The organism is Maritalea sp. (assembly GCF_051251695.1).
In the GTDB taxonomy this organism is placed as follows: Bacteria; Pseudomonadota; Alphaproteobacteria; order Rhizobiales; family Devosiaceae; genus Maritalea.
On sequence record NZ_JBPOEU010000027.1, the window covers coordinates 1 to 12476 of the forward strand.

General features: G+C 50.4%; 11 protein-coding genes and 1 riboswitch. Of the genes, 1 reads left to right on the forward strand and 10 read right to left on the reverse strand.

Annotation, left to right across the window (positions count from 1 at the left end; genetic code table 11):
• Nucleotides 1-123 precede the first annotated feature (123 nt).
• The 7 genes from gcvPB to ACSHWX_RS14615 all read right to left on the reverse strand — a co-directional run bounded on the left by gcvPB (nucleotide 124) and on the right by ACSHWX_RS14615 (nucleotide 6901).
• Nucleotides 124-1677: an aminomethyl-transferring glycine dehydrogenase subunit GcvPB gene (gcvPB, locus tag ACSHWX_RS14585; protein WP_435668961.1), complete on the reverse strand. Its 1554-nt coding sequence runs from the start codon at nucleotides 1675-1677 to the stop codon at nucleotides 124-126.
• Nucleotides 1677-3017 (reverse strand): aminomethyl-transferring glycine dehydrogenase subunit GcvPA, encoded by a 1341-nt coding sequence (gene gcvPA, locus ACSHWX_RS14590; RefSeq protein ID WP_435668962.1) that lies wholly within the window; start codon nucleotides 3015-3017, stop codon nucleotides 1677-1679. Before gcvPA ends, gcvPB begins: the two co-directional genes overlap by 1 nt.
• Nucleotides 3018-3035: 18 nt before the next feature.
• Nucleotides 3036-3407, reverse strand: coding sequence for a glycine cleavage system protein GcvH (gene gcvH / locus ACSHWX_RS14595; RefSeq protein ID WP_435668963.1), 372 nt, complete (start codon nucleotides 3405-3407; stop codon nucleotides 3036-3038).
• A gap of 30 nt (nucleotides 3408-3437) precedes the next feature.
• Nucleotides 3438-4574, reverse strand: coding sequence for a glycine cleavage system aminomethyltransferase GcvT (gene gcvT / locus ACSHWX_RS14600; RefSeq protein ID WP_435668964.1), 1137 nt, complete (start codon nucleotides 4572-4574; stop codon nucleotides 3438-3440).
• Nucleotides 4575-4733: 159 nt separating this feature from the next.
• Nucleotides 4734-4819: riboswitch (glycine riboswitch) on the reverse strand.
• A 43-nt stretch (nucleotides 4820-4862) separates the two neighbouring features.
• Complete coding sequence (locus ACSHWX_RS14605; RefSeq protein WP_435668965.1) at nucleotides 4863-5447, reverse strand: hypothetical protein; 585 nt, start codon at nucleotides 5445-5447, stop codon at nucleotides 4863-4865.
• A 34-nt stretch (nucleotides 5448-5481) separates the two neighbouring features.
• On the reverse strand, nucleotides 5482-5985 hold the full coding sequence (locus tag ACSHWX_RS14610) for a redoxin family protein (protein ID WP_435668966.1): 504 nt from the start codon (nucleotides 5983-5985) through the stop codon (nucleotides 5482-5484).
• A gap of 55 nt (nucleotides 5986-6040) precedes the next feature.
• Nucleotides 6041-6901 (reverse strand): protein-disulfide reductase DsbD domain-containing protein, encoded by an 861-nt coding sequence (locus ACSHWX_RS14615; RefSeq protein WP_435668967.1) that lies wholly within the window; start codon nucleotides 6899-6901, stop codon nucleotides 6041-6043.
• Nucleotides 6902-7025: 124 nt separating this feature from the next.
• Here ACSHWX_RS14615 and ACSHWX_RS14620 point away from each other — a divergent pair, with 124 nt between their 5' ends.
• Entirely contained in the window at nucleotides 7026-7607 is a 582-nt protein-coding gene (locus ACSHWX_RS14620) for a YqgE/AlgH family protein (protein ID WP_435668968.1), read from the forward strand.
• On the opposite strand, the gene ACSHWX_RS14625 is transcribed toward ACSHWX_RS14620, so the two are convergent.
• The 3 genes from ACSHWX_RS14625 to ACSHWX_RS14635 all read right to left on the reverse strand — a co-directional run bounded on the left by ACSHWX_RS14625 (nucleotide 7604) and on the right by ACSHWX_RS14635 (nucleotide 12475).
• Nucleotides 7604-10513, reverse strand: coding sequence for an EAL domain-containing protein (locus ACSHWX_RS14625; RefSeq protein ID WP_435668969.1), 2910 nt, complete (start codon nucleotides 10511-10513; stop codon nucleotides 7604-7606). The two genes, ACSHWX_RS14620 and ACSHWX_RS14625, sit on opposite strands and share 4 nt — an antisense overlap.
• Before the next feature lie 74 nt (nucleotides 10514-10587).
• Nucleotides 10588-11190 (reverse strand): GNAT family N-acetyltransferase, encoded by a 603-nt coding sequence (locus tag ACSHWX_RS14630; RefSeq protein ID WP_435668970.1) that lies wholly within the window; start codon nucleotides 11188-11190, stop codon nucleotides 10588-10590.
• 22 nt (nucleotides 11191-11212) lie between these two features.
• Nucleotides 11213-12475, reverse strand: coding sequence for a M16 family metallopeptidase (locus ACSHWX_RS14635; protein ID WP_435668971.1), 1263 nt, complete (start codon nucleotides 12473-12475; stop codon nucleotides 11213-11215).
• Nucleotide 12476: the final 1 nt, after the last annotated feature.

The following is a 12476-nucleotide window of genomic DNA, read 5'->3' on the forward strand; positions in this document are numbered from 1 at the left end:
GGTCAAAGAGCCGCTCAGAATTTAGGCAAAAATAAAGGCGGTGGGTTCTGCAGAACCCACCGCCTAAGAAAGCGGCTACTTATTATTGTTTTGCCGCTCTTTGTTCTTTTGATTGCTTGTTAGCTACTCAGCTGCATCAACCTCTGGCTCGTTCCACCGCAAATGTGGTGAACGGGCAGCTTGTGTTTCATCCAATCGACGCATTGGCGCTTTCATCGGTGCGTTGACAAAACGGTCGATGTTGCCCGCTTTGGCATCCGTCATCAATTCACGCATTGTGCCAATGAACTCGTCCAACGTGTGTAAGCTTTCGCTCTCGGTTGGTTCAATCAACATCGCGCCATGCACTACCAATGGGAAATACATGGTCATGGGGTGATACCCCTCGTCAATCATCGCTTTGGCCAAATCAAGCGTTGAAACACCAGTGCCTTTTAGGCTGGCATCATCGAACAACACTTCATGCATACATGGCTGACCATCGTACGGTACGTTGAACATGTCTGACAGCTGGGCTTTCAGATAGTTCGCATTCAACACAGCATCACGGGCGGCTTGCGCCAGTCCGTCGGCACCGTGTGAAAGCTTGAACGTTAGCGCACGTACATACATGCCCATTTGACCGTGAAACGCTGACATGCGGCCAAGGTGGTCATCGCTACCATCTTGGTTTTCAACCAGTGAAGCTTTGTCGCCATCACGTTTTACATATGGCAGCGGCGCATATGGAGCCAACGCGTCAGACAACACAACCGGGCCAGCACCTGGTCCACCACCACCATGCGGTGTGGAGAAGGTTTTGTGCAAGTTGATGTGCATCGCATCGATGCCCAAATCACCCGGACGAACGACGCCCATAATGGCGTTGAAGTTCGCGCCATCACAATAGAAATATGCACCAGCTTCATGCACCGCATCAGCGATTTCAATCACGTCAGGCTCAAACAAACCGCATGTATTTGGGTTGGTCAGCATGATACCGGCAACATTTTCGTCCAAGGCGTCTTTTACCGCTTGAACATCAACTGTGCCATCTTTGCGTGCTGGAATTTCCTTCACTTTGTAGCCAAGGAATGCCGCGGTCGCTGGATTTGTGCCGTGTGCGCTCTCAGGCACAAGCACAAGGTTACGATGACTTTGGCCGCTTGCTTTGTGTGCAGCCTTGATCGCCATCATGCCGCACATTTCGCCATGCGCGCCAGCTTTTGGCGCCATTGCCACAGCGCCAGTGCCGGTCAATTCCATCAACCAACGGCCCAATTCTTCCATTAATTCAATCGCGCCTTGCACGGTTGATTGTGGTTGCAAGGGGTGAATGTCAGCAATGCCCGGAAGACGTGCCATTTTTTCATTTAGGCGCGGGTTATGCTTCATGGTGCATGAGCCAAGAGGGTAGAACCCAGCGTCGATTGAATAGTTCAACCGGCTCATGCGCACATAATGGCGCATGGATTGTGGTTCAGCTAAACCCGGCAAGTTGACCGGTGTTTGGCGCGCAAATTTACCCAGACGAGGCGCATAGTCTTTGTCTGTTGCCGGAAGATCGACACCTGTTTTATTGTGATCGCCTACTTCAAAGATCAATGGCTCTGAAGGGAGCAATGCGGAGCGGTTTGACTGGCTCACATTTGAGTTCACATTATCAACGTTTGTTGGACGGCCTTGATTATTCAACATCAGATGACCTCCTTCAATGCTGCGGCGAAGGCCGCAATGTCTGCATCACTTGTTAGCTCGGTCGCGGCGACAACAAGCAAGTTTTCCAACTCAGGCTTACCTGGCTCGAGCCGAGAAACCGGCACACCACCAAGCACACCTTTATCTGCCAACGCTTCAACAATCGGCGCCGCTGCTTTTGGCAAACGAAGCGTAAACTCGTTGAAATAATGCGCGTTCACCAACTCAACACCATCAATTGCTGAAAGCGCATCAGCGGTTTTATAGGCTTGTTGATGGCTGAGTGCAGCCATTTCACCAAGACCGCGTTGGCCAAGCAATGTCATGTGAATGGAAAACGCCAATGCACAAAGACCGGAGTTGGTACAAATATTTGATGTGGCTTTGTCGCGACGAATATGTTGCTCGCGGGTTGAAAGCGTTAGCACAAACCCGCGATTGCCTTCTGCGTCCACGGTTTCACCGCAAACACGACCCGGCATTTGCCGCACAAGGTTCGGGCGGGTCGCCATTAGACCAACATAGGGTCCACCAAAGGTCAAAGGATTGCCAATGGACTGGCCTTCGCCAACCACAATGTCGGCACCCTGCGCACCCGGAGACTCGATTGCACCCAGCGAAATTACCTCAGTGAAAACAGCGATCAACAGAGCGCCCTTTTCATGGGCTGCTTCAGCAATTGGGCGCAAGTCGCGCAAGTTGCCGTAAAAGTCTGGCGACTGCACCACAACAGCGGCTGTTGTGTCATCAATTTGAGCGATGATGTCTTCGTTCGCCGTTGGATCGGCTGGTAGGCAATGAAAGCCCTCATCATCACCCATATAGGTCGCAATAGTGTCGCGATATTGAGGGTGAAGACCGCCAGAGATGACAATACCCGGACGACGCTTAAGACGGCGCGCCATCAACACGGCTTCTACCGCGGCAGTTGATCCGTCATACATGGAGGCGTTTGCCACTTCCATGCCGGTTAGGTTTGCGACCTGTGTTTGAAATTCAAACAACATTTGCAACGTACCCTGAGAAATCTCAGGTTGGTACGGCGTGTAGGCGGTCAAAAACTCAGAACGCTGGATCAAATGATCAACGCTTGCTGGAACATGGTGGCGATACGCGCCTGCTCCCACGAAAAATGGCCCATCACCTGCCGCACGGTTCTTATTGGCGAACTTACGAATAGTTGCCTCGACGGCAAATTCAGGTTGGTGATCTGGCAAATCAAACGAAGCGTTGTTGAACACTTTGTTTGGCACTTTTGCGAACAGTTCATCGGATGATTGAATGCCAATGGCATCCATCATCTTTTTTCTGTCCCTATTTGAATGCGGGAGATAACGCATAGAATTACCCTTTAACTTTTAAGCTTGTGCGTGCGCTTTGTAGGCGTCTTCGTCCAACAAACCGTCAAGTTCGCTAGCATCATCAAGTTCGATTTTGAAAAACCAGCCATCTTTATCAGGGCTTGAATTTACAAGACCTGGCTCGTCCGCAAGCTTGTCGTTAACCGCTGTTACAGTGCCTGATGCAGGTGCGTAAATTTCTGACGCCGCTTTAACTGATTCAACAACAGCAACTTCGTCGCCCTTAGCGAACTTTGCGCCAACTTCTGGCACATCAACAAACACAACATCACCAAGTTGGTCTTGAGCAAAATTGGAAATACCAACTGTGCCGATATTGCCTTCAACTGAGATATATTCGTGGTCTTCTGTGTAACGTGTATTGCTCATTTGGTCCCCCTTTAGGTCCGCTATATTCTTTTACAGCCGCACGTAGTTTGCTGGTGTAAACGGTAGTTTTTCAACAACGCCCTTCACGGCTTTACCGCGAACCGTGGCTGTTAATTCAGTGCCAATTTTTGCGAGTTCTGCTGGTACATAGGCAAATGCCACCGGCGCACCAATGGTGGGGCCGAAGGTGCCAGATGTCACAACGCCAATTTTATTGCCGTCTGCATCAACGATTTCAGCGCCTTCGCGCACGGGCATGCGGCCTTCAAAACGAATGCCTGAACGTTTTTCGCGCGCGCCGTCTTTGATGATTTTTTGAATTGCAGATGCACCGGGGAAACCACCCTCAACGCGACGTCCTTTGCCAATGGCAAAGATCAAGCCAGCGCTGATCGGGTCACGTTGGTCATCCATATCGTGGCCATACAAGCAAAGCCCCGCTTCAAGGCGGAGGCTATCCCGTGCGCCAAGCCCTGCGGGCTCAACTTCGTCATTGCTGACAAGCAATTCTGCAAGCTTCACAGCATTGTTCGCATCAACTGATAATTCGAACCCGTCTTCGCCCGTATAACCGGAACGCGAGACGTAAACGTCCATGCCCTCAATGGTCGTTGCTGCGGCATTCATGAAGCTGAGTTTTGATGGTAGATCGCAATAACGCGCGAGAACATCAGCGGCTTTTGGCCCCTGAAGCGCGACCAATGCTTTATCCCAAAACGTTTCAATTTTTAGGCTTGGGTCAAGATTTTCTCGCAAAATAGCAACGTCATGATCTTTGCGGCCCGCATTGAACACGATCATCAGCATCCCATCGGTGCCCTCTTCGCCAGGGCGCGTGACGATTAGATCGTCTTCGATGCAACCCTTGTCGTTGAGCAAAAGCGTGTAGCGCATTTCACCCGGCTTAAGGCCAACAAGGTCGCCCGGCATCAATGTTTCCAGCGCACGTGCTGTTGTTTCATGATCTGGCCCGGTAACAACCACCTGTCCCATGTGTGAAACATCAAAAAGGCTCGCGGCACTACGTGTATGTTCGTGCTCGGCGATAAGGCCCTTATATTGCACCGGCATTGAGTATCCGGCAAAACCCACCATGCGACCGCCCCATGCAATATGGGTGTCGTTCAATGGTGTTGTGAATAGATTTTCTGTAGAAGCCCCAGCCATTTTATCCCTCATAAATCTCGACATCAGGAACCAGCGCGACCAACCAGTGTCGCATCGGCGCCCCCTCTGTCGGTAGACCTGAGAGATTTCCCGAGAACGAATTCTCGGCTACGTCCTTCGGTGGGAAATGACAGTTGCCATCTCCGCTTTCCAGAGTTTTTTGTGCATGCGGTCCTTTTGCCTGAGAGTTTCCGGGGCGGTTGCTCCTTCGGCGCTGGAAGACCAGTCTCTCCCGCAAATGCAGCGCCAAATTAGCTATCAATTGGCGCAAGGTCAATCACTTTGAGCTTATCCTTTGGGATCAAATCCAACCCAAATGATGATTTCTTCGCCACCAACATAGGGAATCGCTACATTCTCGACGACTTTGACGAATTCTTCGCCCTGACTTGGTGGGGTAATTGTGATGGGGATATCGTACTTTTGTGAGAAAACCGCAAGACTATCGCGCTCAACTGCGAAACGAAGCGGCACATTCACCGTGTCACTGCCGCCTTTTGGTCCAGCCAACAAGCGCCCGACGACACCCATTTTCACGGTAATTAATCCGTTTGAAACAAGACAATTGCGCGATTGTTTATCGATCACAGCTTGATAACGAAGTGCCTTGGCGTTTCCAGATTGGCCTTTGGCATAAATCGCATAGGCTTCAGCGCCTTGGCGAACGCGAATTTCAGGGCATTCACTGGCAACAATTGGGAAAGCTGATGGTGCTGAATTGGCGATTTCAGTGCGAGAAGCAGAACTATCAAGATATTGTTTGTCGTCTTTGCCGCTTGCAAATGACCCAACACAAGCACTTAAAGACAATGCCGCGGTTGCAATAACCGCGATTGATTTGCCCAATTTCATTGCCGATTTTTTGGCCAACATTTTGCTACTCACTCTTTATCTCGACTAACGCAGATCACTCAGCGTTAAATTCTTCCATCGCAGCCAAAAGGCTATCTGCGCCGGTCTGCGCAGCAACACCCAAATTTTCTTCCTGGAACGCACGTACGACAATGCCATCTTTTACAATATAGGCGCATCGTGTAAACCGTGTTCCCATTCCCCCGCCACTTGCGTCCAGTTGAGACTTCATGGCAACCGCCAATTCGGCATTGCCGTCGGCGATCATATCAATCTTGCCCATCGCCCCTGTTTGCTCAGCCCAAGCAGACATGACAAAATGGTCATTGACTGAAAGGCACGCTACACGGTTAACACCCAATGATGCAAATTTATCAATATTTCCGATAAAGCCCGGCAAATGATTATTGTGACAAGTGGTCGAAAATGCGGCAGGAACGCAGAATAGAACACTAATTCCTTCGGCCACGTAGTCAGCAAAATTTATGTCTTCAGGCCCAACCGGTGTCATCAATTTAACGGTGATGGATGGTAGTTTGTCGCCAATTGCCAGTGTCATGTGTTTCCCAATTCCGTAAATTTTATACCGCAACGCGTGCGCAGGATGGTTTTTGTTAGTTAAAATTCAGTTCGCCGTCGACAATTCTTACAGCTTTAACCGCAACAAGTTTGGTAAAAGGCCCGTCCTGACTATCATAAGTTAGACGAACATGTTTGCCGACCAAGCTAGATAGATCAAATCGGCTTAATGCTGCAATAGTCATAGTTCCAGATTCTGGACGAGAATGAGGCATATCGAACAAAAGCGAGCTTTTTGGTAAATCAAATATTAAGCTTGAATTGCTCAACGGGTCATTTGCCGGCTGAAAAACCAGTTTGTCACTCAGTTTGTCATACCCGACCTTTTCAAAAGGGGCGTTTGGACGCTCATCGGCTTTTGGCACATTTGCACTGGCGGACATAAGTCTAAATGCATGGCCTGCGGCAGGCTTTTCGGTATCAATTTCAAGCGCGCCCTTCCATAATACCGGCACACAAATATCTGAGCACACGCCCAAATTGATCTGGCCCGCTAACTGCGCCAGTTCGTTTGGGCTGTCGAGCTGCACGGTTAAAGGAATGGTGACATCGCCTTCATAGACATAATCCATCACACCATATGCCAGCGAACGTTTGGGCATTGGCCAATGGAATGTCGTCGCGCCAACATTTTGCGAGCCGTTCCAGTTGGCAACCATTGGAATGCCAGTTTCACCCGGGATGCGCCAATAGGTTTTCCACCCGGGCGCGAGCTGCATCTCAATGGCGGCGGTGACCTCATTATCGGCAGATAATTTGTTGGTGGAGATCAGCCGCATCTTTGCGCCCGGTGCAATTTCAGTCCACGCTGTTTGATTTGCGTAGACAGATTGTGACACGGCGAGGAACAATACGAGGGCGAATAGTGCCAATTGGCATAAGTTTTTCGTGTACATAGGGCTTTGATAGACCGAAATTGGATAAAACGGAAGAAAGTTGCGATCAGCTTTTGGTGATCGAAATTTTACCTCTTGCGCGTAGCCTCAATATGACGAAACTCAAGTTAACAGGAGTAGTTTGGTGAGTTTTTCCCTTCGCGGCCAGTTTTTGGTGGCCATGCCAGATACAGACGATGACCGCTTTGCGCGGACAGTTGTCTATATTTGCTCGCATAGCGAGGAGGATGGGGCCATGGGACTTGTGGTCAATAAACTGATGCCAGACTTGCAGTTTGCCGATTTGATGGCTCAGTTCGATATCAAAATCAAAGAGAATGGCTCTAAGTCAAACTCTGCCTATAACCAACCTATCGTTGTTGGTGGTCCTGTTGACACCAGTCGCGGATTTGTTTTGCACACTTCAGACTTTGAAAGCGATGAGCACTCGGTGAACGTGGCTGGCGATCTGTGCCTTTCAACAACCATGGATGTTTTGAAATCCATGGCGGATGGTGACGGCCCGTCTCACGCGCTGCTTGCGCTTGGCTATTGCGGCTGGGAGCCAGGTCAACTTGAGAATGAAATCGGGCATAATGGCTGGCTAACGACACCAGCATCGTCGGACCTGATTTTCACCACCCCAATGGATAAACGTTACAATCAGGCCCTAAAGAATATCGGCATTGATCTTGCTTTTTTGTCCAGCACGGCGGGACACGCCTAGCTGTTCTCACCTAACAACCGAGCGTTTTTCTTCAGCAAATGCGCCATTTCTGCGCCGGAAACCGGCTTTGAGAATGCAAATCCTTGCACATAGCGGCATTCAAGCGACTTAAGCCGTTCCACTTCAGCATCGCTTTCAGCACCCTCGGCGATCACTTTGAGGTCCAGTTCTTTGGCCAAATTAATCACGGCCCGCATGATCGGCATTTGGGTTTGCGATATGCCGTGGTTTTCTTCCATTTGCACAAATGTCGATGGAATTTTGACAAAATCAAACGGGAAGCGGTGCAAATAGGACAGTGAAGAATGCCCAACACCGAAATCGTCTAGCGCGAGCCTGAACCCCATGCCCTTAAGTGCATCAAGCACAAAAGCGGAATGTTCTGGGCTCATCATCACTTGGCTCTCAGTGACTTCAAGCAGCATTTTGTCGACCATCTCACCATGGGTAGAAATCATGGTGCGCATTTCGTTGAGCAAATTGTCATTCGAGAGTTGCTGGGCGGAAAGATTAATTGACACAAAGAAGTTCTTTGGCAATTCAGACGCGCTCATCCAATTGCGCAACTGGATAGCTGTTTGCTCGATCACCACCTGCCCCAGCCGTTCAATCAATCCGCTGCGTTCAGCCAGCGGGATAAATTCCTCTGGGCTAATCGCGCCACGATTTGGGTGGTGCCAGCGCATCAATGCTTCTGCACCGGCAAGCTTGTCTGTCGCCAGTTCATAAATCGGCTGGAAATACATCTGTAATTCGCGCTGATCAATTGCGCGTTCCAAATCGATATCCAATGTATTTGCTGCAACACCCAACTCGCTGGTATTTGCGCGGAAGGCTTCGATGCGGTCGCCGCCCATGCGCTTGGCGTACATCATGGCCAATTCCGCATTGCGCAAGATGTTTGCGGAGCTATTGGGCTTATTGTCGTAAATCGTTACGCCGATTGAGGCTGAGATTGAAAGTTCGTCATTACCGAACTTGATCGGCTCTCGGATTGATTTGCGCATTTGTTCTGCAAACCCGGCGATTTTAGTCGCGCTCTGCTCTGATACAAGCACCACCGCGAATTGGTCACCATTGATCCGCGCCAATGTATCTAAGGGGCGCATCAACCGCGCGAGGCGACGTGACACGGCAAGCAGCACTGAATCGGCGGCCACATGGCCAATGCGCTCATCCAGATTGCCAAAATCGTCCAAATCCACAAGGAATACGGCAGGCTTGTTTTCTTTTTCTTCTCTAGAACGGATCAGCGCGCGTTCAAGCCGATCCAGAAGTAATTCTTTATTTGGCAAGCCAGAAAGACTGTCATGAACCGCATCATGCATCAAACGGTCACGAGCACTGCGTTCGCCGGTTACGTCTTGCAACGTCCCCACGCAGCGGGTTACATCGCCATTATTGCCGATGACGGGTTTTACCCGCAGCCGGAAATTCCGATAACCGCCATCATGGGCCATAATGCGGAAATCGCTTGAAACCTTGCCGCGCTTGAGTTCAACGAGTGTATCGAGGGCCGTTCTAAAACGATCTCTATCTTCGGGGTGCAACCGATCAAGCCAGCCCTTAATTGCGCCCTGCAAACTGCCGTTTGCCTCGCCCAGACGTGTCATCAAGCCATCGGAAACGGAAACACGGTCTCTATCAACATTCCAATCAAATACAAAGTCACCACTGCCAACGAGCGCCAACGCGCGGCGTTCCACTTCGGACACCTGCCCGACGGCCACTTGCCCATCGGTAAACGCGTGTTGAATGGCGGTGAACCCCAGCAGCATAACGATCAGAACCAAACCGCCAGCAACGGCGGATTGGGCAATATCATTGTCCACGCCACCTGAAACCACCATGAACGCGAACACCAGCCATGCCACGGTGATGATCCATGTCGGCACGATCATGATCGCTCGGTCATAACCTCGAATGGCCAAGAACCCGACGACGACAATGCCGAATAGCCCAACAATCGCCAAGATGGCGCGCGCAATGCCGATGGCCAAAACCGGTTGGAAAAACGCCAGCGCCATCAACGCCGTGAGCGCCAAGGCGATGGCCAGCGCAAGATGCAGGAAGCGCAAATGCCAACGGTGCAGGTTTAAGTAGATAAACAAATAGCCAAATAGCGTTGTTGCAAGCGCCGCCTCAGCAGTTGCCCTTGAGGTTCGCACTTGATTTGGAGCCAGTTCAAACAAGCTTGTGAGCAGCCCGAAATCAACAAGCAAATAAAACAAAACTGACCAAGCAAAGGCGGCAACGGCGGGGAACATGCCCCGGCCCTTCACAACAAACATGATGGTCAAGAACACCGCCAACAGGCTTGAAACGCCCAACAGGGTGCCCCGGAACAAGGTAAACGAACTTACATAGTCGCCATAAGCCGCTGGCTCCCACATGTAAAACTCTGGGACTGCCTTGCCTTTTAGCTCAAGGATGAGCGTAACTGTAGCGCCCGGATCTACCGTGATCGAAAAAACATCCGCTTCGCGGTCTTCAACCCGAACAGGCCGAAACCCTTCACTTGGCGTGATGACGTTAATACGGTCGCCACCAAGGTCTGGAGAAAACACCCCGGAACCCGGCAAGCTGAAATGAGGTGCCACGAGCAAGCGCTCAAGTTGCACATCATTTTGATTGGTGATCGCGATCAAGGCCCAATTGGGGTTAGTCCCCTCTTCGGTGGCCAGCACTTCGATCCGGCGCACAATGCCATCAGCGTCAGGCGCGGTGGACAATTGAACCCGACCATTATTCGCCTCGCGATATTCAAGTGCGTTGGAAAGGTCCAATGCGCCTACATTTTCAGGGATTGCAATTGTTTCTAACGCAAACGCATTTAGGCTTGTCAGGGCAAAAATTATTTGCACGACCAAGGCCAAAACGGCACGTTGCAACCACTCAAGACGCATAAAGTTACTCCCAATGGCCTTTTTCGTAGCGAGATTTAGCCACAGCTTCAACCAGTTATGGTGGATTATTACATTTATTTGTCGGTTCTATTTAACTCAAATCGTTCTTTTGTAAGGCCAAACAGCAAATGGTCGCGCCATTTCCCATTTATTTTTAGGTAACCCTCGGCTTTACCTTCTTGAACAAACCCATTTTTTTCCAACACGCGAATTGAGCGGGTATTGTCCACAAGACACGCAGCGTTCGCACGATGAAGTCCAAGTTGATCAAAGATAAATGGCAAGGTTGTGGCAAGCGCCTTGGTCATCGTGCCGTTGTTCGCTTTGGTTTCGCCCATCCAATAGCCGATATTGACCGTTTGCGCGACGCGGCGGCGGATATCTGAAAGGTTGATGCCACCAACCAACACAGGCTGATCCCCTGAAATATCATGAATGAAAAAGGCAAAAGCTTTTTCTTCCATTACCTCACGCTCGGCCCGCCGCACCCGTTCCCGAAACGAGGATTGGGCAAGCTCAACGTCACTCCAAGTGGGTTCATATGGAACAAGATAGGCGCGGCTATTTTCTCTTAGCGCGCGCCATTGCTCATAATCGGCCAAAGTAGGTACGCGCAAAAGCAAGCCACTTCCGGCAAGCTCGATCGGATGACCTTTTTTAAAAAGGGCGCGTAGCAATTCTATATCCCAACCTGATTGATTAGAACTTTAGTTGTTCTTCAATCTTGTCATATTCTGGCAAGTTTGCCATCGGGCCAATGCCAGCAACAACCGGTTTTGCACCATTAAACAACTGACCGGCCACTTCCATAACGCGGGTGGCGTCAATATTGTTGATGCGTTCAATTGTTTCTTCTAGCGGGATAGGACGTCCCCACAAAAGCTGCTGACGAGCCAACTGGCCTGCACGCGAAGATGGACGCTCAAGCGACATCAAAAGGCCTGCACGGATTTGGTTACGCACCCGCACGACTTCTTTTTCACTAATATCAAGTGTGGCCTGTTTAAGTTCATCCAAAACCACCGGCACCAATTCGCCCAGATCTTCATTCCCAGTCGCAGCTGAAACGCCGAAAATGCCACTATCGGCAAATGCCCAATGGAATGAATAGATGGAATAGCAAAGGCCGCGTTTTTCGCGCACTTCCTGGAACAGGCGCGAACTCATACCGCCGCCCAAAATACTGGCCAAAATCTGGCTCGCATAGAAACCATCTGAATGGTAGGCGCGGCCCTCAACGCCGATCAGCACATGTGCTTGTTCATGTTCGCGTTGCAGACGAATATCGCCGCCGTCGAACTTTGCTTCAACCGGTGCTGGTGCGCCTGTTGCTTTCAAGCCATCAAATTTTTTGGTGGCAATATCAACCAGCTCGTCATGATTGACGTTACCGGCAGCGGCCATAACCATTTGATCGCCGACATAGGTGCGGTCCATATAGGAACGAATGGCGTCCGGGGTGAAGCTTTCAACCGACTCAACGGTGCCCAAAATGCTTTGGCCGATGGGTTGATTTTGATATGCTGCACCTTGGAACAGGTCATAAACATAATCGTCTGGCGCGTCGTGGCTTGCGCCAATTTCTTGAACGATGACGTGTTTTTCGCGCTGCAATTCTTCTTCGCTAAATTGCGAATTTTGCAAGATATCGGACAGGATATCCGCCGCCATCCCAACATCTTCTTTCAAGACGCGCGAGAAATATCCGGTATTCTCTACACTGGTGGCTGCGTTGACATCGCCGCCTACCGTTTCGATTTCTTCGGCAATATCGCGAGCTGATCGGGTTGCTGTGCCCTTAAAAGCCATATGTTCTAGAAGGTGTGAAATGCCATGTTCATCTTCATTTTCGCAACGCGAACCGGCTTTCACCCACACGCCAACAGACGCGCTTTCAAGGCTTGGCATTGAATGGGTGATAACGGTCATGCCATTATCAAGAGTGGTAGAACGAACTGGCAAA